Origin of the sequence: Microbulbifer sp. SH-1 (genome assembly GCF_011326135.1) — a bacterium.
GTDB classification, from domain to species: domain Bacteria; phylum Pseudomonadota; class Gammaproteobacteria; order Pseudomonadales; family Cellvibrionaceae; genus Microbulbifer; species Microbulbifer harenosus.
This window is the reverse complement of sequence record NZ_CP046948.1, coordinates 1,760,700-1,785,743: the sequence shown is the minus strand read 5'-3', so window position 1 is coordinate 1,785,743 and position 25,044 is coordinate 1,760,700. Positions and strand designations below refer to the sequence as shown.

Below are 25,044 nucleotides of genomic sequence, written 5' to 3'. Positions count from 1 at the left end.
TTTGCGAAAACCCCCTATGTGTCAGGGTGGTTGTCTCCCACTTCTTTTGACCAGCGAGTTCTGAGCTCTCCCGGTATTCTTCCGTATGCACCATACGGGACGACAGACCGCGCGCTTGAAGCGTGCATTGTCACTCCTGATTGTCAGTTCCGAATCTGACTAGCCCGGCTGCCGCCATGGCCATACACTGGTACTTGTAGACCAACCAGTGAACATGAGATGCAACCTGATCCAGAGATTTGCCACAGCGCCCGGATGGCACGCGATAAGCGGTTCGATGGGCGTTTCTACACCGCGGTAAAGACCACGGGTATTTTCTGCCGCCCTGTCTGCCCTGCGCGCCCGCCGTTGGAGCGCAATGTAGAGTATTTTGCTACGGCCGCGGAGGCCGCTGCCGCCGGCTATCGCCCTTGTCTGCGCTGTCGCCCCGATGCCGCGCCCGGAAGTCCCGCGTGGGGTCTGGTATCCACGACCGTTCAGCGCGCTCTGGGTTTGATGCGTCGCGAGCGCGAGGCCCAGTCCATAGAGGAGCTGGCGGAGCGGCTCGGTATTACCAGCCGTTATTTGCGCAAGCTTTTTGCGGATCATATCGGCCTCAGTCCGTTGCAGGTCTGGCAGACTGAGCGCGCGCTGTTTGCATTCAGTCTGTTGCGAGATACCAGTCTGTCCGTTGGCGATATCGCCTTTGCTGCCGGGTTCAACAGCCTGCGCCGGTTCAATGGGGTGTTTAAAGCAATATACCAGCGTACGCCGAGCGAAGTGCGCCGGGAGCGGTCGGGTATGGCCTCTGGTTCGGTGCACCCGGAGGCGGAGCCTGTGCGGATCTATCTGAGTTATCGCCCACCGTTTGACTGGCCGGAGCTGCTGGGCTTCTTTGCGGCAAGGGCTTTGCCGGGGGTGGAGCGAGTGGTCGTCGGGAATACGCCTGAGGAGGCGGTGTACCAGCGTAGCTTTCGGCTGAATGGACGGCGCGGCGTATTGCGGGTTGCCCATGAGCCGGAGAAGGACAGGCTTCGGGTTACGGTTTACGGGGAGGGGGCCGCGGCGGTTCTGTACCCTTTGCGGGAGAAGCTGCGGCGGTTGTTCGATCTGGATGCGGACAGCGAGCAAATTTGTGTGCATTTGCAGGGGGACCCCTTGCTCGGGAAAGTATTGCTGCAAAGCCCGGGGGTGCGCTTGCCAGGTGCCTGGGATCCTTTTGAGTACACTCTGAGGGCCATCCTCGGTCAACAGATCTCCGTTGCCGCAGCAACGACGATTGCAGGGCGGATCGCAAACCGCTACGGAGAAACATTCACTGGGCCGGAAGGGGAGCCGGTGCTGCTATTTCCCTCGGCGGAACAGTTGAGTGGTGCCGATTTCTCCGATATTGGCGTTACCCGTACCCGCGCGAAGACGTTGCAGCATTTTGTCGCCGCGACCCTGGATGGCGAAATCGACTTCGACGAACCGGATCTCGAGCGCTTTTGTGCGCAGATGACGGCTTTGCCCGGCATCGGAGACTGGACCGCCCATTACACCGCTATGCGCGGCCTTTCCATGCCGGATGCTTTCCCGGCCTCGGATCTGGGAATCCTGATTGCATTCGGCAAGGAGAATGACGGGGACCGGAAGGCGACGCCCAAGCAGGCGTTGGCGCGCGCCGAATCCTGGCGCCCTTGGCGGGCATACGCTGCACTGCTGCTCTGGCAGTCCCTGAAACTGAGTTCGTCCTCGGGAGACGAAAAATGATCTGTTATGAAATTTACCACAGTACCTTCGGCGAGCTCGGTATTGCCGCCAGCGATACCGGGCTTGTGGGGATCGACCTGCAGGCGGGCAAGCGCCCTCTGCCGGTGCGGGAAGGGTGGCGGCGGGACGCGACGCCGCTGACGGATTTGGCGGCGGCACAGCTGCAGGCGTATTTCCGCGGTGAACGGCAGGGATTCGATCTGCCGCTGTCGGCTGCCGGCACGCCATTCCAGCAGTCCGTGTGGCGGGCGCTCTGCGCCATTCCTTATGGGGAAACCCGCAATTATCGCGAGCTGGCGGAGGCGATTGGCAACCCGAAAGCGGTGCGCGCGGTTGCGCGGGCCAATGGTGCCAACCCGCTATCTATTGTGGTTCCCTGTCACCGTGTGATCGGTTCCGACGGCACCCTGACGGGCTATGCGGGTGGGCTGGAGATGAAGGCGCGGTTGCTGGTTTTGGAAGGGGCGTTGATCGGTTGATGTGTCCACTCGGTCAGCCCTCGCAAGGGTGGCAATCGGGGGCCTTGGGCGGGATAATGCCGGGCTGATTTTTACTGCCGCCACACGATGACCGGAGGCCAAATGCTGTACCGATTGGGTGATAAACAGCCACAGCTTGAAGGCGAGGGCCATTTCATTGCCCCTGGTGCCCGGGTAATCGGCCATGTACTGCTGAAGTCCCACAGTTCGGTGTGGTTTAACGCGGTGATCCGCGGCGATAACGACCTGATCACCATCGGTGAGCGGGCCAATATCCAGGATGGCTCGGTGCTGCATACGGACCCGGGGATGCCTCTGGTAGTTGGCACCGGGGTGACTGTGGGGCATAAGGTGACGCTGCACGGTTGCCAGATTGGCGAGTACTCCCTGGTTGGGATGAACTCCGTGGTGTTGAATGGGGCCAGAATTGGCCGCTGCTGCATCATTGGTGCCAACGCGCTGGTGAAGGAGAATGCGGAGATTCCGGATTTTTCGCTGGTGCTGGGTAGCCCGGGCAAGGTGGTGAAGACGTTGGATGAGTCGACGTTTGAGTTGCTGAAGGCGAGCAGTGAGATTTATGTGTCTAACGGCAAGCGGTTTTCGGAAGAGCTGGTGCCGGTGGATGCTGTGAACGGTAATGTGAGCGATGGCTGAGAGCGATTGGAGTCGTCTGAAAGACAAGGACCCTGAGCCGGAATTCGAGTTTCCGGTGAAGTCGCCCTGTGTGTCGGTGTGCGCACTGAATCGCGAGGATATCTGTGAGGGGTGCTTTCGCTCCGGGACTGAGATCAGTCAGTGGGGGCGGATGTCTAACGCTGAGAAAAAGCAGGTATTGGGTAGGTGCCATGAGCGGGCGGTGCAGATGCGCCGGGTCTGGTGGTCCGATTAGGTCCAGTTCGCAGTGATCCTGAGCCCGGGATCTGGTTTGGTTTTTTTGGCGGCGGATCACCGGGTGGGAGTTTTCAGGACCGCTGTGAACCCATCCCTGGGCGCTGCGGCGCAAACTTCCTGTTTGCGACGCTCCTGAAAACTCCCACCCGGTGCTCCGCCTTCGCGTCACGCCGTTGTCTCCGTCAGGAATTTTGAGTGCCGCGCCCTTTTAGGTTTGGGTGAGCGCTTACGAAGTAATTAATTTTCAGAATTGCACTAAGCACCGAGGGGCGGTAAGCCCTTCCGGGACCTTCGCCGACAGGGATGTCGGCGCAGAGCTACATGGAAGTATTCACCGCGTGTCCCGGAAGGGCTTACCGCCCATCGGTGCGTACCCGGATCAGAGCTCGATACACAACCTCCGGGCCAGAAAAGAACGATAGAGAATGACCCAACCTTTCGTACATTTAAGAATCCACTCCGAGTTTTCCCTTATCGACGGTTTGGTGCGCATCAAGCCGCTGGTCGGCCGTCTGGCGGAGCTGGAAATGCCCGCGGCGGCGATCACGGATCAGACCAACTTCTATGCGCAGGTAAAATTTTACAAAGCCTGTCTCGGTGCCGGCATTAAGCCAATCACTGGTGCAGATTTCTGGTTGAAAGAAGGTGGGGAAGAGCAGCCGACGCTGCTGACGCTGTACGCGCTGAATACCACCGGTTACCGCAACATCACCGAGCTGATCTCCCGCGCCTGGATGGAGGGGCAGTACCACGGGCATGCGTACATCCAGCGCGAGTGGGTGAAGGAGTACGCGGAAGGGGTGTTGATGCTTTCCGGTGCCAAGTACGGCGATGTGGGCCGGGCGCTGATTGCCGGGCGCAATGCGCAGGCGGAGGCGCTGGCGAGTGAGTGGGCGAATATTTTTCCGGGGCGTTATTACCTGGAGCTGCAGCGCACCGGGCGTCCGGGCGATGAAGAATACTTGCACGCAGCGGTGAGGCTCGCGGGGCAGCTCAATCTGCCGGTGGTGGCGACCAATGATGTGCGCTTCCTGGAAGACAGCGAATTCGAGGCCCACGAGGTGCGGGTGTGTATCCGCGAGGGGCGTACGCTGGATGATCCCCGCCGCGAGCGGCGCTATTCCTCCGAGCAGTATCTGCGTTCGCCGGAAGAAATGTGCGAACTGTTCAAGGATCTGCCGGAAGCGCTGGAAAATACCGTGGAAATTGCGCGCCGCTGTTCTGCGCCGATCCAGCTGGGCAAATACTTCCTGCCGCAGTTCCCGATTCCCGAGGGCATGACCGAAAACGAATTCTTCGAGAAGGTCTCCTTCGACGGTCTCTACGAGCGGCTTGAAACCATTCTCGACAAGTCCGCGCCGGATTACGAAGCGCGCAAGAAGGTCTACGAAGACCGTCTGCGCTTTGAGCTGGATATCGTGATTCAGATGGGGTTCCCGGGCTACTTCCTGATCGTGATGGACTTTATCCAGTGGGCCAAGGATCACAATATTCCCGTCGGCCCCGGGCGGGGTTCCGGTGCGGGCTCTCTGATTGCGTATTCGCAGAAAATTACCGACCTGGACCCGCTGCAGTACGACCTGCTGTTCGAACGTTTCCTGAACCCGGAGCGGGTTTCCATGCCCGACTTCGATGTCGACTTCTGCATGGAGAAGCGCGACCGGGTGATCAACTATGTGGCGGAAAACTACGGCCGCAACGCGGTAAGCCAGATCATCACTTTCGGTACCATGGCCGCGAAGGCGGTGGTGCGGGACGTGGCGCGGGTGCAGGGAAAGTCTTACGGCCTCGCCGACAAGCTCTCGAAAATGATTCCCGCCGACGTGGGTATGACCCTGCAGAAGGCGTTTGAGCAGGAAGAAGTGCTGCGCGAATTCCTGGAGAACGACGAAGAGGGTCAGGAAATCTGGGAGATGGCGCTGCAGCTCGAGGGCGTGGCGCGTAACGTCGGCAAGCACGCTGGTGGTGTGGTGATCGCCCCCACCAAACTCACAGATTTTGCACCGCTCTACTGTGACGAGACCGGTGCCGGCCTGGTAACCCAGTTCGACAAGAACGACGTGGAAGACGCGGGCCTGGTGAAGTTCGACTTCCTCGGTCTGCGCACACTGACCATCATCGACTGGGCCAAGGTGATGGTGGACGAGCAGCGCGCGAGCGAAGGCAAGGAGCCGCTGGTCATCGAAGCGCTGCCGCTGGATGACGAAGAAACGTTCAAACTGATCAAACGCGCCGAGACTACCGCGGTATTCCAGTTGGAATCCCGCGGTATGAAGGACCTGATCAAGCGCCTGCAGCCGGACAACCTCGAGGATATGATCGCGCTGGTGGCGCTGTTCCGCCCGGGCCCGCTGCAGTCGGGCATGGTGGACGACTTCATCAACCGCAAGCACGGCCGCGCGCAGGTGGCCTACCCGGATGCCAAATACCAGCACGAGAAACTGAAACCGATTCTCGAGCCCACCTACGGCGTGATCGTTTACCAGGAACAGGTAATGCAGATCGCGCAGGAGCTCGCGGGCTATACCCTTGGCGGCGCGGACATGCTGCGCCGGGCCATGGGTAAGAAAAAACCCGAGGAGATGGCGAAACAGCGCAGCACGTTCGCGGATGGTGCCAAGTCCCAGGGCGTAGACCCTGATCTGGCGATGAAGATCTTCGACCTGGTGGAGAAGTTCGCCGGTTACGGCTTCAACAAATCCCACTCCGCGGCCTACGCGCTGGTGTCTTACCAGACCGCCTGGTTGAAGGCGCACTATCCGGCTCAGTTCATGGCCGCCACTATGTCGTCGGATATGGACAAGACCGACAAGGTGGTGACGTTCATCGAAGAATGCCGGGCGATGAAGCTCGATCTGGTACCGCCGGATGTGAACCTGGGCAATTACCAGTTCTCCGTGCCCGTCTCCGAGAATGGCAAAAACCGGATCATCTACGGTCTCGGTGCCATCAAGGGGCTGGGGGAAGGCCCGATCGACAATATCATCAGCGAGCGGCAGAAAAACGGCCCGTTCAAGGACCTGTTCGACTTCTGCTCGCGCATCGATCCTCGCAAGGTCAACAAGCGCGCGTTGGAAGCGCTGGTGCGCTCCGGAGCGCTGGACAGCATAGGGCCGGATACCGGCGGTGCCGATGGCCTGGATTACTCCCGCGCGGTATTGTTCGCCGCGCTGGACGAAGCGGTGAAATCCGCGGAGCAGCAGAGCAAGAACGACAGCGCGGGCATGATGGACCTGTTCGGTGAGGTAGTGCGCACCGCATCGGAAGGCGATGTGTACCAGGACTTCCGCAATGCGCGGCCGTGGAGTATCCGCGAGCGTCTTGAGGGCGAGAAGAATACTCTTGGTCTGTACCTCACCGGCCACCCCATCGACGAATATGAGGAAGAGCTCAAGCATCTGGTGCAGGCGCGTATTGCCGACCTCAAACCTGGCCGCGAGAATCAGAAGGTGGCCGGCCTGGTGGTGGGTATGCGGGTGATGAAAACCAAGCGCGGCGATTCCATGGCGATTGTTACCCTGGACGACCGCAGCGCGCGCATCGAGGCGGCGGTGTTCAGTGAGGCGTTCGGCCAGCACCGGGAAAAGCTGGTGAAGGATTCGCTGCTGGTACTGGAAGGCTCGATATCCCACGACGATTACAGCGGCGGTCTCAAGATGAGCGTTAACAGTGTGTCTACGCTGGACGATCTGCGCAGTGGCAGTGTGATCGGCGTGACCCTGAAGCTCGATAGTGCCCAGGCGCTGCCGAAAATGGGGCAACGCCTGGGTGCCTGCCTGCGGCCCTATGTGGGCGGCAGCTGCCCGATTCTGGTGGAGGTGGAGCGCAGCGACGCGCGCGGTACCTTCCGCCTTGCAGACGAGTGGAAGGTGGAGCCGAACGACCAGCTGATCCAGTCCCTGCGGGAGGTGATCGGCCGCGAGCGGGTCAAGCTCAACTACACTCAGCGGCAATAGGTCTGTGCCTCTCAGAAGGCACTGGTGCGGTGTGGTGCCGGTGATACTTGGATAGTGGTAAGTGACCCGTGCACTCGACTGAGTGGTTCTATCCCGGTAAGCTAGCCGCCATTTTCAGTAGACGAGGTCTGTTTGCGACTGATCGGGGTGATTTAGTCGCATTTTCCAACATTTGGCAGGCCCACAGAATTATCAAGGCGCGAAATAAATGAAGTTCAGTTTTCTCGAGTTTGAACAGCCGATTGCGGAACTGGAAAGCAAGATCAAGGAACTTCAGCATGTGGGCGACGACAACGAGCTCAATATTGCTGAGGAGATCACCCGCCTGCGGGAGAAGAGCGAGAAGCTCACTGAATCCATCTACTCCGACCTGTCTCCCTGGCAGGTTGTGCAGGTGGCGCGGCACCCGCAGCGGCCCTATGCCAAGGACTATATCGAGCGCATTTTCACCGATTGGGACGAGCTGCATGGCGATCGTCACTTCGGCGACGACAAGGCCATCATCGCCGGTATCGGCCGTCTCGAAGGCCGCCCGGTGGCGGTGATCGGCGAGGAGAAGGGCCGCACCGTCAACGAAAAGGTAAAGCGCAATTTCGGCATGCCGAAGCCGGAGGGCTACCGCAAGGCCCAGCGCATCATGGAGATGGCCGAGCGCTTCAAATTGCCGGTGCTGACCCTGATCGACACCCCCGGGGCCTATCCTGGCATCGACAGCGAAGAGCGCGGCATTTCCGAGGCGATTGCCAAAAACCTGGCGGTGATGTCGCGCCTGCGCACGCCGATCATCTGTACCGTGATTGGTGAAGGTTCTTCCGGTGGCGCGCTGGCGATTGGTGTGGGCGACCAGCTGAACATGCTGCAGTACTCCACCTATTTTGTGATTTCCCCGGAAGGTTGCGCCAATATCATCTGGAAAACTGTGGAGAAGGCGCCGCTGGCGGCCGAGGCCATGGGGGTGACTTCCGGTGTGCTGGAAGAGCTGGGTATCGTCGACGAGACGATTACAGAACCCCTCGGCGGCGCGCACCGCGATCCGGACCTGATGGCGGCACGCCTGCGGGATCGCCTGTCTGAGCAGTTGGACAAACTGACGGCGGTGCCGATCGACGAACTGCTGGAAAAGCGCTATCAGCGCCTGATGAGCTACGGAAACGTCACTGGCTGAGTGTAAAAGTCAGAGAGTCTCGGCGGCGTCCACCGCCTGCAAACGACAACGGCAACTTCGGTTGCCGTTGTCGTTTATAGTGCCATCGCTCCGTTACAGTCGATAGATACCGTGGTATTGCGCCACCTCTACCCCGAATGGTGTGTGGTCCTGCAGGTAAAGCCGCAGGCAGTCGGCTGCGTCTGGTTCGCCGTGCACCAGCATGATCGGGGTGCCGGCTTTCAGCTTGGAGCTGCGCAGCCAATCACCGAGCTCCACATAATCAGCGTGGGCCGAAAGCCCCTCGAGCACTTCTATCTGCGCCTTGCAGGGCACATATTCCCCGTGGATTTTTACGCTACTTGAGCCCGCCAGCATGCGCGCGCCGCGGGTGCCGCCCGCCTGATAGCCGGTGAACAAAACTGTGGCGCGGTGATCCGGCAACAGGCGTTTCATGTGATGCAAAACACGACCGCCGGTTGCCATGCCGCTGCCAGCGATGATGATGTGCGGGAAGTGGATATTCTCCAGCGCTTTCGATTGATCGACACTGCGAGTGTACTGGATACCCCGACACATGAAGGTGCAGTTCTCGGCGCTGAGACGGTGTTGTTCAGGGTAACGGGAGTAGATTTCGGACGCGTCGATCGCCATTGGGCTGTCGAGGATGACGGGCAGCTTGGGAATCCTGTTCTCGCGCATTAAGGAGAGCAGCAGAAACTGCAATGTTTGCGCGCGGCCGACCGCAAAGCTCGGAATCAGTAGAACGCCGCCGCGCGCTACCACCCGATTCACGATCTCCGCCAGCTGTGCCTTGTGATCGATCTGTGGATGGCGACGGTCTCCATAAGTGGATTCCATCAGCAGTAGGTCGAGCTCCGGCAGTGGTCTCGGTGGGTGCATGATGAGGTCGTCTGCGCGGCCCACATCACCGGAAAACCCTACGCGCTTGCCTTCCGCGTGCAGTATGGCGCTGCCGGCGCCGAGAATATGTCCCACGGGCTGGAAGTACAGTTTCGCACTGCCTATAGGAAAGGTTTGGTCAAAGCCCACCGGCTGAAACAGCTCCAGGCAGCGTTCGGCGGTGTCGCCATTGTAGAGCGGTTCCGGGTGGCTGTGTTTTCCGAGCCGGTGACGTCGGTAGTACTGCGCATCTTCTTCCTGGATGCGCCCGGCATCCGGCAGCAGGATTGAGCACAGATCCATGGTGGCGTGATGACAGTATACGGGCCCTCGGTAGCCCAACTCGTACAGGCGGGGAATATATCCCGAGTGATCCAGGTGGGCGTGGGTGAGCACAATGCCGGCGAGGCGGTGATAGTCGAACATCGGGGCTTCCCAGTTGCGCTCGCGCAACCACTTGTACCCCTGGAACAGACCGCAATCCACGAGAAACTCTGTTTTTCCCTGGTCCACGCTGACAAGAAACTTTGAACCGGTGACGGTTCCGGTGACGCCGAGAAACGTGATATTCACTGCTGTTGCTCTGCTTGTGGAAGAGGGGTATTCACCGGGGAAAACTCAAACAAGTCCCGGTTCTGGTGGAAATATTCCCGCGCGTAGGCCAGTTCGCCTGGCGTGGCGGCATACAGGGTGGCGAGTGGTTGCCGGGCCTCGACGCTATCGCCTACCTTGACCCTCAAGCGCAATCCGGCTTCCGGTGACGCGGGCGCTCCGGCGACCTTCGCCAGACGCGCGAGGCGCCGGTTGTCCATACCGAGCAGCTTGCCGGCATACTCACTGCGCAGTTCGATGTGATGACTGGCCACAGGCACATCGCGAAGTCCGCCCTGGGCCTCGCAGATCGCACGAAACTGTATCCACGCCTGCCCGGAGTGCAGAATTTCTCGCGCCTGCTGCAAGGCCTGTACATCATCCACGCCGGTTGCCATCGACAGTAGCTGTCCGGATAGATACAGGGCGCGGGCCACCAGGTCTGTTGGTGCGGCGCTTTCGTTGCGCAGCACGCTCAGCACGTCCCTTGCTTCCTCCGCCGGCCCAATACCGTTGCCGACGGCTTCGGTGCCATCGGTCATCACACATCTCATCGTCAGTCCGAGCGCACTGGCGACATCATGGAACAGCTTTGATAGCACCTTGGCCTGTTTTTGGTTGCGGAGCTTCGCCGTCGGGCCCACAGGCATGTCGATCAGGACATGGGTGGAGCCGGCGGCCATTTTTTTGGATAGAACGGAGGCGACAAGCTGGCCTTCGCTGTCGAGATCCAGAGCGCGTTCAATACGGATCAACAGGTCGTCGGTCGGGCTGAGCCCAACTTTACCGCCGGCGGCCAGGCAGGCGCCGGTGCGGTCAATGACCTTGCGCAATCGCTCGAGTGTCAGATCAACGCTGGTGAGTACCGCCATGGTATCGGCGGTGCCCGCGGGCGAGGTGATCGCGTGGGAGGATGTCTTGGGGATGATCAGCCCTGCGGCACTGACAATGGACACCACAATGGGCGTCGTGCGGTTACCGGGCAGGCCACCGATACTGTGCTTGTCGAATACCCGTTCATACTGCGGCCAGTGTAGCTGGTTGCCGATCTGCGCCATTGCCCGCGTCAGAGCGGTAGTCTCCGACGATGTCAGGCGACCGCCGGCACAGGCGGTAATAAACCCTGCAATTTCAATATCGGAATACAGGTGCCGACCGATATCCTGAATGACACCACTGATCTCGTCGGCGTTCAGCGGATGGCCGTAAATCTTTTTGCGCAGTGCGCTGAGCGACCGGATCTCAGGAACATGGTGCACCGTCACCGCTTGCCCCTGTACCAGGGCGAGGAATTCCCAGGCGCTGTCGGAGAATCCGATGCTGCCGTGGGGGAGGATGTGATCAGCCACGGTATTCAGGGTGGCAATCAGGGAGCGGGATTCGGTCTTGATCTGCAGACGAGTACTGGCGGTATAGCCTTCTGCGCGACAGATGGCGCAATCGGCGCGCATATAAACCCGCGGTTCCTGGTGGGTATCGATACCCATTCTATACGCGTAAAGCGGTAGTGCCCGTGACATGCAGTCTTCCTGGCAATTCATGTCGGGAGCTGTCTGCTGCGGAAGTTGAGTGGGTACTGTCACCCCTCGCTTCCATCGTGTCGGTAAAATCAGCTCTCTGTTTAATTCAAGTCCGAATATGTGACAGCGGCAAGTGGCGCGGTAAGCGAGGATGCGCTCCGCGGCCTGCTCCGGGAGATTCACCTTTGGTGTCGATACTGGCCGGGTACCAGCGGTGACCATCGCTAAAACCTCAGGTGTGTCCCAAAATAACCAGCAACAGGTCCGTGACTACTGGGTTTGTCCCTGTCTTATGGGTACACTGCCCATCGTTCAAAAACCGTCCGCATAGCGATAGTAAACAGGGGAAGGCCTTGGCCGAGTTGGGTGCGCTTTTCAGTCTGATGCCAGATCAGAACCCCAGCCTTGCCCTCGGGTTGCTGTTGCTTGTCTGTGTGGTCAGCGCCTTCATTTCCGCGGTTACCGGCGGCGCGGGCGGCATCCTGATGTTTGCCGCGCTCAATGTGGTGATCCCCCTGCGCGCGCTGGTGCCGATTCACGGCGCGGTGCAGTTGATGAATAACCTCGCCCGTGTGGTCTACGTGCGCGAGCACATCCGCTGGGACCAGTGCATCCCGTTCTTTATCGGCTGCACCTTAGGCTCCGCGGCAATGACCCTGGGGCTCGCGAAACTGGATTGGCAACAACTGCCTCTGGTGCTGCTGGCCGGGCTGATTTTTTACACCGTCTTCAAACCGAAAAAACTCCCGGAAATCCGCCTCAAGCCGCGCAATTTTTTCTGGGTGGGCATCGCCACCGGCACCCTCGGTATTGTTGCCGGTGCGGTGGACCCGCTACTGGCCGCATTCTTCGTGCGCAAGGACATGACGCCGAAAGAGATCGTCGCCAACAAATCCGTCATGCAGGCCTGGTGTCACGCACTCAAAGTACCTGCATTCATTTATCTCGGCTTTGCCTTCTCCGATCATCTGGGGCTGATCCTGCTGCTCACCGTAGCCGCCATTATCGGCACCCGCATTGGCATTGCACTGCTGAACCGGATCAACAGCGAACTGTTCTTCCATCTGATGCGCGCCGCGCTGCTTATTGCCGGTGGCCGCATTGTTTACCAATTATTTGCCGTATAAAAACGTACAGGTGTTTCCATGGCCGACTACCAGATCATCAATCCATACAACGGTGAATTGATTGAAGTCTACGACTTCTACACCAGAGAACAGGTTGCCCAAGCCATCGATACCCTGGTGGCCGGCCGCAAGATCCAGCAGGCTACACCGGCGTTCGAGCGCTCCAATATCCTGCTGAAGCTCGCGCATTTGCTCCTCGAACGAAAAGAAGACCTGGCCCGCGCGATCACTGAGGAGACCGGAAAAACCATCAGCGACAGCCGCGTGGAAATCGACCGCGCCTACAACACCGCACTGGCAAGCGCCATGGAAGCCCGCAATATCAACGGCGAAGCCCTCGACTCCGATGCATTCCCGCCCATGCGCGAAAAAATCGGCGTGGTGCTGTGGAAGCCGCTTGGCACCGTTCTGTGCATCACCCCGTTCAACTTCCCCATCAATATCGCCGTACACAAAATCGGCCCGGCCTTCGCCGCCGGCAATACCATCCTGTTCAAACCCGGCCCGCAGAACAAACGCTCCGCGGAATTGTTGGTAGAGCTCTGCTACGCCGCCGGCATGCACAGATCCGTACTGCAACTGCTGATCCCCGACATCGAGGCCACCAGCTACGCCGTCAAACACCCGCAGATCCAGGCTATCAACTTCACCGGTGGCACCGCCGCCGCCAACGCCATTGCCGCCAACGCCGGCTACAAGAAAATGCTGTTCGAACTCGGCGGCAACGACCCGCTCATCGTCATGCCCGACGCCGACTTGGACGCCGCCGTAAATGCCACCGTCAACCAGCGCTTCGCCACCGCCGGCCAGCGCTGCACCGCCGCCAAACGCCTGTTCGTGCACAGCGAAGTGTTCGATACCTTCGCCGAAAAACTGGTTGCGGCCACCGCAAAACTGAAGGTCGGCAACCCTGCCGAAGACGACACTTTCATTGGCCCACTGATCCACACCGCTGCCGCCGACGAAGTCGAGGCGAGAATCCATGCTGCAGTACATGCCGGCGCCAGCGTGCTGTTCGGGCACAAGCGCGAAGGCAACATCCTCTGGCCAACCATTCTCAGCAATGTCCCCGACGACGCCGAACTGGTCGCCGAAGAAACCTTCGGCCCGGTCGTCCCGCTGCGCAAATTCTACGATGAATCCGAACTGATCTCCCTCATCAACAGCTCACCGTTCGGCCTCCAGGCCGGCGTATTCACCCAGAACCTCGCACTGGCCAAACGCCTGTACAACCAACTGGACGTAGGCCTGCTCGCCGTCAACGACGGCCCCGGATTCCGCGCAGAACATTTCCCATTCGGTGGCGTAAAGGAAAGCGGGGTAGGGCGAGAGGGCGTGCGCTACGCGATCCGCGAAATGAGCTACCAGAAAACACTGGTGATCTGATCCAACTGACTTGATAAGAAGAACAATACTTCGAAGCGAAGGGCGAGTGCTGGGTGGAAGGTTTCAGGAGCGTCGGCGACATGGACGTCGCCGACGCAGCGTACAAGGACGTATTGAAGGGGGGGCGCCTAGCTCGGTCCTGAAAACCTTTACCCAGTGCTCGGCCGCCACCTAACGATCTACGAAGCGCCAGTTGACCAAATTTCAGGTCACGTTCGCGTTGTATTCAGAGATCAGTTGTCCATCACATTAAAATTCCCCTATACTCCGACCCAACTTGTCGGAGTGCCTTCGGGCTGAGATCGCAGTAGCGAGATCCGTTGAACCTGATCGGGGTAACCCCCGCGTAGGGAACAAGATCTGAATTCGCTTATTTTTCGGGCATAAATAGCGTTCCTTCGCCCCCGAAAACCGCTCACTCACTGCATCCCCGGCAATCCACACACGGATAATTTACGCAAGGGGTCAGCATGTCTCAGGTCACGGAACCAAAAGCCGCCAACACAAAATCCAGTCGCGCCGCCCAACAGGAGCGCGCCAAAGAATTCCTGGACAACCTCACCGCCCAGCAATTCCCCAACTCCCGCAAAGTGTACCTGCAGGGCGAAACCGAAAGCATCAATGTCGGCGTGCGCGAAATCTGCCTCGGCCAAAGCCTTGTTGGCGGTGACGAAAGCAATCCTGTGTTCGAGCCCAACGAACCCCTGCAGGTCTACGACACCGCCGGCCCATACTCCGACCCCGCCTACAACCCCAACGTCCGCGAAGGCCTGCCCAAACTCCGCCAACAGTGGATCGAAACCCGCGACGACAGCGAAATTCTCGACTCCCGCCAGGCCGCCTACAGCCAGAAACGCATGGCGGACCAGGGCCTCGACCATATCCGCTTTGACAATTTACCGGCCCCACGCAAAGCCAAAGCCGGAAAAAACGTCACCCAGATGCACTACGCCCGCCAAGGCATCATCACCCCGGAAATGGAATTTATCGCCGTCCGCGAAAACATGGGGCGCGCAAAGTTGGCCGAACAATTGACGGATGCGGACTATAAAAAAGCCCGCGAAGGCATCTACATTCCGCCGCAGATCACCCCGGAATTCGTCCGCCGCGAAGTCGCCGAAGGCCGTGCAATCATCCCCGCGAACATCAACCACACCGAGTTGGAACCGATGATCATCGGCCGCAACTTCCTGTGCAAAGTAAACGCCAACATCGGCAACTCTGCGATCACCTCGTCCATTGAAGAAGAAGTGGAAAAACTCGTGTGGTCCATCAAGTGGGGCGCCGACACCGTCATGGACCTGTCCACCGGCCAGAATATCCACGAAACCCGCGAATGGATCCTGCGCAACAGCCCCGTACCCATTGGCACAGTGCCGATTTACCAGGCGCTGGAGAAAGTCGAGGGCATCGCCGAAGACCTCAATTGGGAAGTGTTCCGCGATACCCTGATCGAACAGGCCGAGCAGGGCGTCGACTACTTTACCATCCACGCCGGTGTACTGCTGCGCTACGTACCGCTCACCGCCAAACGCGTCACCGGCATCGTTTCCCGTGGCGGTTCCATCATGGCCAAGTGGTGTCTCGCCCATCACAAGGAAAACTTCCTCTACACCCACTTCGAAGACATCTGTGAAATACTAAAAGCGTACGACGTCAGCTTCTCCCTCGGCGACGGCCTGCGCCCCGGCTGCATCGCCGACGCCAACGACGAAGCCCAGTTCGGCGAACTGCGCACCCTCGGCGAACTCACCGAAATCGCCTGGAAACACGACGTCCAAACCATGATCGAAGGCCCCGGCCACGTCGCCATCCACAAAATCCGGGAAAACATGGACGAGCAGCTAAAACACTGCCACGGCGCCCCGTTCTATACCCTCGGCCCACTTACCACCGACATCGCCCCCGGCTACGACCACATCACCTCCGGCATCGGCGCCGCCATGATTGGCAGCATGGGCTGCGCCATGCTGTGCTACGTAACCCCCAAAGAGCACCTCGGCCTTCCCAACAAAGAAGACGTAAAAGAAGGCCTCATGGCCTACAAAATCGCCGCCCACGCCGCCGACCTCGCCAAAGGGCATCCGCGCGCCCAGATGCGCGACAACGCGCTGTCCAAAGCGCGCTTCGAATTCCGCTGGGAAGACCAATTCAACCTCGGCCTCGACCCCGAGCGCGCCCGCGCCTACCACGACGAAACCCTGCCCAAGGAATCCGGAAAAGTCGCCCACTTCTGCTCCATGTGCGGCCCGAAATTCTGTTCGATGAAAATCACTCAGGATGTTCGGGAATACGCTGCGAAACAGGAAGCCGAAAAGGGCATGGAAGAAATGTCGATCAAGTTCAAAGATATGGGTGCCGAAATTTATCACAAGGCTTAATCTCCCGGACTCAATAGAAACTTTTGAGCTCGAAGCGAAGGCAGTGATGCGGGTAAGCCTTTGCCAGACCTTCCGCGAGAGGGACCTCGCGGAAGAGCCCCCATGGATGGGTTGAGGGGGGGCGCCTAGCCCGTGTCTGGCAAAGGCTTACCCGTAGCACTGCCGCCCGACACTTGCCGACAACAACCCTCGGAAAAACGTAGTGGCAGAAGCTAAATTAAATATTGCGATAGCAGGAGCCGGCCTGATGGGCCGCCTCCTGGCGTGGCGCCTGTCAGTAATGGGCCATCAGGTAACGCTTTTCGAATCCGGCAGTCTGGAAAATCCGGCAGGCGCTTGCCACGCTGCCGCGGGCATGATCGCCCCCCTGTCCGAGCTATACCACTGCCCACTCCCCATCTACCACCTCGGCCTGCAAAGCCTGCAACACTGGCCCCAGTGGGTCAAACAACTCGAACAACAAACCGGAACCAACGTCGACTACCGCCAGACCGGCAGCATCCTCATCGCCCACCCGCAGGACCGCAGCGAACTTCTGCAATTCCAGCAGGAACTCACTGCAAAACTCGGCAACGAAAATGCCGGGCAACTGCAATGGCTCGACAAAGACACCCTCACAGACCTCGAACCGGAACTCGACCGCTTCGACCAGGGGCTGTGGCTCGCCACCGAAGCAGACATCGACAATCGAAAATTACTCCCCGCGTTGTACCAGCTACTGAAAATCAGCGACGTGATGCTTCGGGAAAACACCCGCGTGGACTGCACCCCAGGAAAAATCCACAGCAGTTCCGGCAGCGAACCATTCGACCTCACCATCGACACCCGCGGCCTCGGTGCCAAACAGCAAATCAAAGGTCTGCGCGGCGTACGCGGCGAAGTCTTGGTGGTGGAAACCCAGGAAGTACAATTGAACCGCCCCATGCGTCTGCTGCACCCCAGATACCAGCTCTACGCCGTACCCCGGGCGGATCACCGGATTGTCATCGGCGCCACCGAAATCGAAAGCGAAGACATGAACCCGATCTCCCTGCGCTCCAGCATGGAACTCTCCAGCGCGCTTTACTCCATACACCCCGCTTTTGCCGAAGCGCGGATACTGGAGACCCGCGTCAACTGCCGCCCCGCCACCATGGACAACATGCCCCTGCTGGAAACCGAACCCGGCCTGATCCGCGTCAATGGGCTCTACCGCCACGGTTACCTGCTGGCGCCGGCGCTGGTTGTACAGGTGGAGATGCAGATTCAACAAACAACTTCAGACACAGCACAGGTGACCCGATGCAACTAATGGTCAATGGCGAAGCGATAACGATTCAACCCGGTGGGAAAACAGTTGAGTGCCTACTGCAGCAACTCGGCTATCAGGGCGAAACCTTCGCCGTCGCGCTGAATGGCGACTTCGTCGCTCGCGACACCTATGGTGAAGTCGTACTCAACGACGGCGACAGTGTGGATATCGTTGCGCCTGTAGTAGGCGGATAACGGAGAAGTAGAACATGGCCGACAAACTGAACCTCTACGACAAAGCGTTTGACAGCCGCTTGCTGGTGGGCACTGCGCTATACCCCTCTCCCGCCATCATGCGCGAATCCGTGGCTGCCTCCGGGGCGGAGATCATCACCCTGTCCCTGCGCCGCCAGAGCCCGGCACAGCAGCAGGGAAAAATGCTTTGGGACTATATTCAGGAGTCAGGCTGCCAGCTGCTGCCCAATACGGCCGGCTGCAAAACGCCGAAGGAAGTCGTCGCCCTGGCGGAAATGAGCCGGGAAATATTCGGCACTGACTGGCTCAAGCTGGAGGTGATCGGCGATGACTACAACCTGCAGCCGGACCCGTTCGGACTGATTGAGGCCGCGCGGGAGCTGGTGCAGCGCGGCTTCAAGGTTTTACCTTACTGTACCGACGACCTTGTTGTGTGCCGAAGACTACTGGACGTGGGTTGCGAAGTGCTGATGCCGTGGGGATCCCCCATCGGCACCGGACGCGGATTGATGAACAAATACAACCTGCAGACCCTGCGCGAACGCCTGCCGGATGTGCCATTGATTATCGACGCCGGTATCGGCGCACCGTCGCAGGCCTGTGAAGCGATGGAGTTGGGATTCGACGCCGTGCTGCTGAATACCGCCATCGCCAGGGCGCAGAACCCGGTTCTGATGGCAGGTGCGTTCCGCTTGGCCGTGGAGTCTGGCCGCGCCGCGCGCAACGCTGGCCTGATGCTGAAGCGCCAGACCGCCAGCCCCAGTACACCGACGCTGGATATGCCATTTTGGCAGCAGGCCGTCAGCGAGGGTGAAAAGGCATGAGTTCCTCTCAGCAGTTTCGTCCAATCGTATGGACGATTGCCGGCAGCGATTCCGGTGGCGGCGCCGGCATCCAGGCTGATCTGCTCACTATGCACGACCTCGGCGTGCACGGCTGCAGCGCGATCACCGCGAATACTGCGCAGAATACGCTCGGCGTACCCGCCATCAACCCGGTGGCAGACGCGGCGCTGCAATCCCAGCTGGAAGCATTGTTTGCCGACCTGAAACCGGCGGCGATCAAGATCGGCCTGCTGGTGAATGCGGCACAGGTGCGACTGGTGGCGGATTTCCTGCGGGCGATGAAGGCGCGTGGCGAAGCTATACCCGTGGTCTACGACCCGGTGGCGGTCGCTTCTATCGGCACGCCGCTGACCGAAGACAGTACCGGCGAGGCCGTATTAAACGATTTATTGCCCCTGTGCGACCTGCTCACACCCAATAGCGTTGAGCTGGAGTGGCTGGCGGGAATGCCGGTCGATAGTGCCGAGAAAATGTTAACCGCCACGCGCCGTGTGCGCGGCGAGCATGCCTGCGCGCTATTGGTTACCGGCGGTCATCTGGAAATCGAACCCGGTGTCACTGCAGACCTTTTAAGTCGCGGTGCTGGTGAGAGCCTTTGTGAAGACTGGTTGATCGGTAAGAAAATCGAAACCCGCAATACCCACGGCACCGGTTGTACTTTTTCTTCCGCAATTGCCGCGCTGCTGGCGCAGGGCTATCCATTGACGGACGCCTGTGTAGTGGCCAACGCCTACGTGCGGCGCGGCCTGCGCCTCGGCGGCAGCGGCGCTATCGGGGCGGGTGCCGGTCCCGTGGGGCACTGCGGCTGGCCGACAGAGTTGAGAGATTATCCCGAAGTGCTGGTGGCCGGCAGCGAGCGCGCGCAGCGGTTCGCGAAATACAGTGAACCGGCCGCGTTGAAATGGGCCGCGGAGTTTGCGCAGCCGGACTCCAACCGACTGGGGCTGTACCCGGTGGTGGATTCGGTGGATTGGATCGAAAAGTTGGCGAAAGAGGGGGTGCGCACGCTGCAGCTGCGGATCAAACAGCCGGGCAGTGACTTGCGCGCTCAGATCGCGCAGGCAGTATCCATCGGCCGTCACTACAATTTGCGTCTTTTTATCAATGACTATTGGGACATCGCCATCGAGTGCGGCGCCTACGGCGTGCACCTGGGGCAGGAGGATCTGCAGACGGCGGACCTGAACGCCATCCAGCGTGCGGGGCTGAAGCTCGGCATCAGCACCCACGGCTTTTTTGAGTTGCTCTATGCGTATCAGTACCGCCCGAGCTATCTCGCCATCGGCGCCATCTACGCAACGAACACCAAAGACATGAGCAGCCAGCTGCAGGGACCAAACAAGCTCGCGCGCATGGCGGCGTTATTACCGGATTACCCGCTCGTAGCTATCGGCGGTATCACGCTTGATCGGGCGCAGGAGGTGGCCGCGAGTGGGGTGGGCAGTATTGCGGTAGTCAGCGCAATTACCGGTGCCCCCAATTACCGCGAGGCTGTGGCACAATTGCGTGCAGTATTGGAACAGTAAGCCGCGGAGTCGCATGGTGTTGAGTCGCAAACAGTTGCAGCGTTACAGCCGCCAGATCATGTTGCCGCAGATTGGTGAGTCAGGGCAGGAAAAACTGAATGCCGCGCGAATACTAATCGTCGGACTCGGAGGGCTTGGTAGTCCAGCCGCCCTGTATCTGGCGGCAGCGGGGGTTGCTGAAATGCATCTGGTGGATGGCGACAGAGTCGAGATTTCCAATCTGCAGCGTCAGATCCTGTACAAGACCAACCACCGAGACAAGGAAAAGGCCCAGGTGGCCGCGCAACAGCTGACAGCGGCCAATCCGGAAATCCGCATACATGCGCACCCGCGCATGGCCGACGAAGCCTGGCTTTCTGCGCAGCTCTCTCAGCTGAAGTTCGATCTGGTGTTGGACTGCACTGACAATCTCAATATCCGCCACACCATCAACCGCGTGTGTCGCGCGCAGCGGGTGCCGGTTGTGATGGCATCGGTACGGGGTTTTTCCGGGCAGCTCGTGAGCTTTGATTTCCACGCTGCAAGCAGTCCCTGCTACGCGTGTCTGTTCCCCCCTGCGAAGGTGCAGAGTGAGCTGCCGGAAGCGGAAAACTGCGCTACCGTCGGCGTCATTGGCCCCGCTCTCGGAATAGTGGGCAGCGCTCAGGCGCTGGAGGCGATCAAGTTTATCGCTGGCCTGCAGGTGCCCAGTTTGAACCGATTGCAGTTGTTCGAGACCGCTAGCCTTGAATGGCGTGCGCTAGCGGTACCCTCCCACAGCAGTTGCCCGGTGTGCGGCGTGTGAAGCGGAATTTCCCGTCCCGCGATCAGGTATCATCGCGCAGCCAGTGATATTTCATTCAGCAATTGCGCATACTGCCCGGTAACCACGTTCATATTGCGCAGCATGATGTCGGTTGTTCCGGTTACCACGTGGATCTGCCGTGCCTCCGACATCTGCATGTCGCCATCGAATCCGCGGCTTGCGTAGCTCAGGTGCCCGCGTGTTTTCAGTAGATTACGGGTGATCTCCGGCGTGTTGAGCGGGCTTTCCAACAGGAACGCTAGCATCTGTTCAAATTCCGCCAGATCCTCATACAGCATCTGGCTGGCGTCGTCGCCTGCAATGCCCCAGTGGTGCGCCACATAATTTTTGGCGATACGTTGTGAGAGCATCCTCTGGCGACCGGAAATATTCACCAGTTCCGCGCTGCTGTGTTTGGCCAGCGCCTGCAGCCGCATCACATAAGTATGCGCTGCGGGCAGTAGGGTATTACTGCGTCTGAACAGCTCTGCAGCGGTGACTTTATTGGCGGGTTCACGGGCAATCTCCGCAAAGCCGCGCCACTCTTCCTGCACCTTTTGCAATACGTCGCGAACCGGAGCCGCCGGCTCGAAGCTGGCCAGTTGATGCAGATTGCGCTCGAATTCCCGCATCGAGCGCTCAAAGACCAGCCGGTGCTTTTCAACATCAGGCTGTACACCTTGAAGGATGGAGGCCTGAGTGATGCGCTGCGACAACATGCGCTGACGACCGGCAATGTTGATAGCGTCACCCATATTGAAAGCGGGGATATCCGAAGCGCTATTCGCGGCGCTGAGCTCACCGCACAGGAGTAGCAGGATCAGGACAAACACACATTTCATATTCGATTTCCTGGATCTTGGTTGGACATTCGGGGAGGAAAAGGCCCGGCCTTGCGGCCGGGAAAGGCTCAACGAGTGAGTTGGGAAGAGGTTGATCGTTGTGTGCGAGGCATCAGAACTGGGCTTCGGCGGTTAACCACAGCCTGTCGGTATCTACACCGAATTCGTCCGCGTTGTACGCGCTGTACTTCATACTGAGGTTGACACCTGCCACCTTCCCTCCCACAAGAAATCCGGCTTCGCTGCCGAGCTTGTCTACACCCGATACGTTGGTGTCGTCGGAATTGAGCTGGTGGTAGTTCAATGCGAATTTGACTCCGCCCAGACTCGTGCCGACAGAGAGGTAGATGTCTTCAATACCACCGGCGATGTTGCCGGAGCCGCCCCCGAGGAACATGTCGGTCCACCCCTGGAATTTATGCAGCGTGGCAAGAGGAGTGATGAACTGACCATTGGCGCCATCGGCACCCAGCAATTCATAACCGCCCGCCAGGGTAACCGCCCCGAATTTGTAGCTCGCTTCTGCCAGCAGGTAGTTGGCATCGTAATCCGCCGGGTTGTTGGCAGCAGAAGACTGCACGGCATATTCAAGTGTGTAGCCGAGATCCGCTTGGCTGCCGGCGAAGCGCAGACCGTAGGTATCGGTCGAGAAGGCCGCGGCATCCTCGTTGTCCAGCAGGTACGCGTAGCCGGTCAGTGCGCCGGCCGAAAATCCGGAGTACTTGGCGTTCAGCAGGTAGGTATCACTGCGGTGATCACCCGCTGGGCTGTCTTCACCAAAAATTCGGTTGACGTTGTGGATGTGTGCCAGGAAAAGACTGGTATCGGCGAGGCTTGTGTTGCTCACGCTGACGCCGTCGTAGGTCTGCTCGTTCTGACGGAAGCCCACGCCGCCGATAAAGCGCTGGTTATCCAGCAGGATGCGCTGGCGACCGTACTTCAACGTGGTGGCGCCCGCCGTGTAGGCCAGGTAGGCCTGGTTGACCTCGGTGCCCTCTGCATCGGCTACGCCGCCTTCGAAATCGGTTATGTGGGTGACGTCATCCATCTCAATCAGGGTGCTGAATCCCTGATAGCTGGCAGAGGAGAACGTCAGACGGGTGAGCAGGCTGGTGAGGTCCAGCCTATCACTGCCGGCGGCGTCGACCATTTCGGTGCGCGCACGGAAGCCCAGGGTAGCGTCCCCCTGGCTCAGAGCATCGCCAAAGCTGGTTACCACCGGAGCTTCCTGCTCAATCGATTCCTGCGCCAACGCGGGAACACTGGCGACAGCGATGGTTGCGGCACCGATGGTGCTGGCCAATGTCCGGCGAGACAACAGGGTGGTGGTCTGAAAGGTGGAGGTTTTGGTTTTCATTATTTGGGTTCCTGTTCCTGGGTATTCAAATACGGTCTGTTGTTTGATGATTCACTGGTGTTGCCCGCGGCAGTGATCCCTGGAGATTACACCGATTTTGCGGCGACCCGAGTGGGAATTTCACGTTGCCGATCAGGCGGCGTCCCCGACAGCTTTCGCAGAGTGCCCGGATGTCCAGGCGGGGGTAGCGTGAGCCGAAGCTGGAGCGGTTTTCTTTTTAACCGGTACATCTGGTTTGCTGTGGCGCTCGTGCAGGAATTTGAGAACTTGCGCACGGTACTGGTTGTATTGCGGATTGTCGGCGAGTGCGAGGCGGTCGCGGGGGCGCTCGAGTTCCACACTGAGAATTTCTCCGATTGTTGCAGCGGGCCCATTGGTCATCATCACAATGCGATCAGAGAGAAGTACCGCTTCATCCACATCGTGGGTAATCATGATGATGGTGTTACGCAGCTCTGCCTGGATTTCCATCAGTGAGTCCTGCATATGTGCGCGGGTCAACGCATCCAGTGCACCGAAAGGCTCATCCATCAGGAGAACTTGTGGCTGCATGGCCAGGGCGCGGGCGATACCAACGCGCTGCTTCATACCGCCGGAGATTTCACCCGGGCGTTTGTGCATGGCGTGGTTCATGTGTACGAGCGCCAGGTTGTGTTCGATCCACGCGCGCATTTCCGCTTTGGATTTGCTCTTGCCGAACACCTGCCTCACAGCCAGTTCCACATTTTCATACGCGGTGAGCCAGGGCAGCAGCGAGTGGTTTTGGAATACGACGGCGCGTTCTGGGCCCGGTTCGGTGACCTCCCGACCATTGAGAATGACGCCGCCGCGGGTTGCCTGATAAAGACCGGCGACCACATTCAGCACGGTGGATTTTCCGCAACCGGAGTGTCCGATCAAGGAGACGAACTCCCCCTGTTGGATTTTCAGGTCCACATCGCGCAGGGCTGTAAAGTTGCCCCGAGGTGTGGGAAATTCCATGTCGATATGGCTGATGTCCAGTAGTACGCTCATGGGGTTGATCTCCGTGTAAAATTGTTTCTGCAGTATTGGGTGCGCGATTAACTGACGGCTTTGTCCCAGGACACCAGCCTCTGCAACATCAGCATGCCGCGGTCCAACAGAAAGCCGATAAAGCCGATCACCAGTACCGCCGCCATGATGCGCGCGAGTGAGTCTGAGCTGCCATTTTGAAATTCATCCCATACGAATTTTCCGAGCCCCGGATTTTGCGCCAGCATCTCCGCCGCGATCAGCACCATCCAGGCCACACCGAGAGACAGGCGCATACCGGTAAAAATCATCGGTATCGAAGCGGGCAACACGATTCTCCGCACATGGCGCAGAGCGGACAGGCGCAGCACCTTGCTTACGTTCACGAGGTCCTGGTCGATCCCCGCCACACCCACTGCGGTGTTGATCACCATAGGCCACAGGCAGCACAGGGTTACGGTGATCAAGGAGTTCAGAAAGGACTTTGCAATCAACGGTTCGGGACTCGTATAAAGTGCGGACACCACCATGGTCACCAGCGGCAGCCAGGCAAGGGGAGAAACCGGCTTGAATATCTGCACGATCGGATTGATGGCACTGTTCAGGGATTTGCTAAGGCCGATGGCGATTCCCAGTGGCACAGCGATGACCACCGCCAACAGGAAACCGCACATCACTGTGACCAGGCTGGTGCTGATTTGGTCGATGAACGTTTCCTTGCCAGTGTATGCGCGAATTTTTGGCTGGTAGGCTGGATCGGCAGCGACACGCTCCGCGTTGCGTTCTTGCTGACGCTGGTAAAACGCGCGCTCTTTTTCCCGCGAACGCTGGTGCTCGCTATAGAGCGCGTCGAACTGTTCGATTACTGCGCTGGGCCCTGGGAATTTTCCGAGCGAAGTATCTATGTTTTGCGCGGTGGCCGACCAAAGGAACAGAAACGCCAGCATACCCAACAGAGGCAGAGCCAGTTGCCGGAGAAGGGTAACGACAACACGGCTGTCGAGTTGCGGGATCCGCACCTTAAAGAAATTTGAGAGCTGCGCGGCAGTGGTATTCATAATTTGTTACCTCGGTTCTCGGTAAACACTTCGGTCTATGACGTT

General features: G+C 59.2%; 20 protein-coding genes and 1 riboswitch. Of the genes, 14 read left to right on the top strand and 6 right to left on the bottom strand.

What is annotated here, in order from left to right:
- Positions 1-219: 219 nt before the first annotated feature.
- The 6 genes from GNX18_RS07740 to GNX18_RS07715 all read left to right on the top strand — a co-directional run bounded on the left by GNX18_RS07740 (position 220) and on the right by GNX18_RS07715 (position 8,222).
- Complete coding sequence (locus tag GNX18_RS07740) at positions 220-1,731, top strand: DNA-3-methyladenine glycosylase 2 (RefSeq protein WP_166216759.1); 1,512 nt, start codon at positions 220-222, stop codon at positions 1,729-1,731.
- Entirely contained in the window at positions 1,728-2,210 is a 483-nt protein-coding gene (locus GNX18_RS07735; RefSeq protein ID WP_166216756.1) for a methylated-DNA--[protein]-cysteine S-methyltransferase, read from the top strand. The genes GNX18_RS07740 and GNX18_RS07735 overlap by 4 nt, the downstream gene beginning before the upstream one ends.
- Positions 2,211-2,312: 102 nt before the next feature.
- Positions 2,313-2,864: a gamma carbonic anhydrase family protein gene (locus GNX18_RS07730; protein WP_166216754.1), complete on the top strand. Its 552-nt coding sequence runs from the start codon at positions 2,313-2,315 to the stop codon at positions 2,862-2,864.
- Complete coding sequence (locus GNX18_RS07725) at positions 2,857-3,099, top strand: DUF1289 domain-containing protein (protein WP_166216751.1); 243 nt, start codon at positions 2,857-2,859, stop codon at positions 3,097-3,099. The genes GNX18_RS07730 and GNX18_RS07725 overlap by 8 nt, the downstream gene beginning before the upstream one ends.
- Before the next feature lie 427 nt (positions 3,100-3,526).
- Positions 3,527-7,057 carry a DNA polymerase III subunit alpha gene (gene dnaE / locus GNX18_RS07720; protein WP_166216748.1) on the top strand — a complete coding sequence of 1,177 codons (3,531 nt, stop codon included), beginning with the start codon at positions 3,527-3,529 and terminating at the stop codon, positions 7,055-7,057.
- 208 nt (positions 7,058-7,265) lie between these two features.
- Complete coding sequence (locus GNX18_RS07715) at positions 7,266-8,222, top strand: acetyl-CoA carboxylase carboxyltransferase subunit alpha (protein WP_166216745.1); 957 nt, start codon at positions 7,266-7,268, stop codon at positions 8,220-8,222.
- Between the two features lie 93 nt (positions 8,223-8,315).
- Here GNX18_RS07715 and GNX18_RS07710 read toward each other — a convergent pair whose 3' ends face one another.
- Together GNX18_RS07710 and GNX18_RS07705 are read right to left on the bottom strand one after the other, a co-directional pair.
- Positions 8,316-9,677, bottom strand: a complete 1,362-nt coding sequence (locus GNX18_RS07710) for an MBL fold metallo-hydrolase RNA specificity domain-containing protein (RefSeq protein WP_166216742.1) — start codon at positions 9,675-9,677, stop codon at positions 8,316-8,318.
- Positions 9,674-11,215, bottom strand: a complete 1,542-nt coding sequence (locus GNX18_RS07705) for a thymidine phosphorylase family protein (protein WP_166216739.1) — start codon at positions 11,213-11,215, stop codon at positions 9,674-9,676. The genes GNX18_RS07710 and GNX18_RS07705 overlap by 4 nt, the downstream gene beginning before the upstream one ends.
- Positions 11,216-11,568: 353 nt before the next feature.
- Here GNX18_RS07705 and GNX18_RS07700 point away from each other — a divergent pair, with 353 nt between their 5' ends.
- The 8 genes from GNX18_RS07700 to GNX18_RS07665 all read left to right on the top strand — a co-directional run bounded on the left by GNX18_RS07700 (position 11,569) and on the right by GNX18_RS07665 (position 20,749).
- Positions 11,569-12,342 (top strand): sulfite exporter TauE/SafE family protein, encoded by a 774-nt coding sequence (locus GNX18_RS07700; protein WP_138237232.1) that lies wholly within the window; start codon positions 11,569-11,571, stop codon positions 12,340-12,342.
- 18 nt (positions 12,343-12,360) lie between these two features.
- Positions 12,361-13,728, top strand: coding sequence for an aldehyde dehydrogenase family protein (locus tag GNX18_RS07695; protein ID WP_166216736.1), 1,368 nt, complete (start codon positions 12,361-12,363; stop codon positions 13,726-13,728).
- 271 nt (positions 13,729-13,999) lie between these two features.
- Positions 14,000-14,098: riboswitch (TPP riboswitch) on the top strand.
- A gap of 100 nt (positions 14,099-14,198) precedes the next feature.
- A complete protein-coding gene (gene thiC / locus GNX18_RS07690; protein WP_166216733.1) occupies positions 14,199-16,109 on the top strand; it encodes a phosphomethylpyrimidine synthase ThiC in 1,911 nt (636 codons plus the stop codon).
- 202 nt (positions 16,110-16,311) lie between these two features.
- On the top strand, positions 16,312-17,400 hold the full coding sequence (thiO, locus tag GNX18_RS07685; RefSeq protein ID WP_166216730.1) for a glycine oxidase ThiO: 1,089 nt from the start codon (positions 16,312-16,314) through the stop codon (positions 17,398-17,400).
- Positions 17,391-17,594, top strand: a complete 204-nt coding sequence (gene thiS, locus GNX18_RS07680) for a sulfur carrier protein ThiS (protein ID WP_166216727.1) — start codon at positions 17,391-17,393, stop codon at positions 17,592-17,594. Before thiO ends, thiS begins: the two co-directional genes overlap by 10 nt.
- Positions 17,595-17,608: 14 nt before the next feature.
- Positions 17,609-18,418, top strand: coding sequence for a thiazole synthase (locus GNX18_RS07675; protein ID WP_166216724.1), 810 nt, complete (start codon positions 17,609-17,611; stop codon positions 18,416-18,418).
- Positions 18,415-19,965, top strand: coding sequence for a thiamine phosphate synthase (gene thiE, locus GNX18_RS07670; RefSeq protein WP_166216721.1), 1,551 nt, complete (start codon positions 18,415-18,417; stop codon positions 19,963-19,965). The genes GNX18_RS07675 and thiE overlap by 4 nt, the downstream gene beginning before the upstream one ends.
- A gap of 16 nt (positions 19,966-19,981) precedes the next feature.
- Positions 19,982-20,749 (top strand): HesA/MoeB/ThiF family protein, encoded by a 768-nt coding sequence (locus tag GNX18_RS07665; protein WP_166216718.1) that lies wholly within the window; start codon positions 19,982-19,984, stop codon positions 20,747-20,749.
- Between the two features lie 29 nt (positions 20,750-20,778).
- Here the strand turns inward: GNX18_RS07665 and GNX18_RS07660 are convergent, their stop codons facing one another.
- The 4 genes from GNX18_RS07660 to GNX18_RS07645 form a co-directional block, all read right to left on the bottom strand.
- Positions 20,779-21,591, bottom strand: a complete 813-nt coding sequence (locus GNX18_RS07660; RefSeq protein ID WP_166216715.1) for a type IV pili methyl-accepting chemotaxis transducer N-terminal domain-containing protein — start codon at positions 21,589-21,591, stop codon at positions 20,779-20,781.
- Between the two features lie 112 nt (positions 21,592-21,703).
- Positions 21,704-22,948, bottom strand: coding sequence for an alginate export family protein (locus GNX18_RS07655; RefSeq protein WP_166216712.1), 1,245 nt, complete (start codon positions 22,946-22,948; stop codon positions 21,704-21,706).
- Positions 22,949-23,080: 132 nt separating this feature from the next.
- Positions 23,081-23,962: an ABC transporter ATP-binding protein gene (locus tag GNX18_RS07650; protein WP_166216709.1), complete on the bottom strand. Its 882-nt coding sequence runs from the start codon at positions 23,960-23,962 to the stop codon at positions 23,081-23,083.
- Positions 23,963-24,009: 47 nt separating this feature from the next.
- Positions 24,010-24,999 (bottom strand): ABC transporter permease, encoded by a 990-nt coding sequence (locus GNX18_RS07645; protein WP_166216706.1) that lies wholly within the window; start codon positions 24,997-24,999, stop codon positions 24,010-24,012.
- Positions 25,000-25,044 lie beyond the last annotated feature (45 nt).

Excerpts from the sequence above, each read along its gene's own strand:
- GNX18_RS07740 (WP_166216759.1), top strand. The coding sequence starts at position 220 with ATGCAACCTGATCCAGAGATTTGCCACAGCGCCCGGATGGCACGCGAT.
- GNX18_RS07735 (WP_166216756.1), top strand. The coding sequence starts at position 1,728 with ATGATCTGTTATGAAATTTACCACAGTACCTTCGGCGAGCTCGGTATT.
- GNX18_RS07730 (WP_166216754.1), top strand. The coding sequence starts at position 2,313 with ATGCTGTACCGATTGGGTGATAAACAGCCACAGCTTGAAGGCGAGGGC.
- GNX18_RS07725 (WP_166216751.1), top strand. The coding sequence starts at position 2,857 with ATGGCTGAGAGCGATTGGAGTCGTCTGAAAGACAAGGACCCTGAGCCG.
- dnaE (WP_166216748.1), top strand. The coding sequence starts at position 3,527 with ATGACCCAACCTTTCGTACATTTAAGAATCCACTCCGAGTTTTCCCTT.
- GNX18_RS07715 (WP_166216745.1), top strand. The coding sequence starts at position 7,266 with ATGAAGTTCAGTTTTCTCGAGTTTGAACAGCCGATTGCGGAACTGGAA.
- GNX18_RS07705 (WP_166216739.1), bottom strand. The coding sequence starts at position 11,215 with ATGTCACGGGCACTACCGCTTTACGCGTATAGAATGGGTATCGATACC.
- GNX18_RS07695 (WP_166216736.1), top strand. The coding sequence starts at position 12,361 with ATGGCCGACTACCAGATCATCAATCCATACAACGGTGAATTGATTGAA.
- thiC (WP_166216733.1), top strand. The coding sequence starts at position 14,199 with ATGTCTCAGGTCACGGAACCAAAAGCCGCCAACACAAAATCCAGTCGC.
- thiS (WP_166216727.1), top strand. The coding sequence starts at position 17,391 with ATGCAACTAATGGTCAATGGCGAAGCGATAACGATTCAACCCGGTGGG.
- GNX18_RS07675 (WP_166216724.1), top strand. The coding sequence starts at position 17,609 with ATGGCCGACAAACTGAACCTCTACGACAAAGCGTTTGACAGCCGCTTG.
- thiE (WP_166216721.1), top strand. The coding sequence starts at position 18,415 with ATGAGTTCCTCTCAGCAGTTTCGTCCAATCGTATGGACGATTGCCGGC.
- GNX18_RS07660 (WP_166216715.1), bottom strand. The coding sequence starts at position 21,591 with ATGAAATGTGTGTTTGTCCTGATCCTGCTACTCCTGTGCGGTGAGCTC.
- GNX18_RS07655 (WP_166216712.1), bottom strand. The coding sequence starts at position 22,948 with ATGAAAACCAAAACCTCCACCTTTCAGACCACCACCCTGTTGTCTCGC.
- GNX18_RS07650 (WP_166216709.1), bottom strand. The coding sequence starts at position 23,962 with ATGAGCGTACTACTGGACATCAGCCATATCGACATGGAATTTCCCACA.
- GNX18_RS07645 (WP_166216706.1), bottom strand. The coding sequence starts at position 24,999 with ATGAATACCACTGCCGCGCAGCTCTCAAATTTCTTTAAGGTGCGGATC.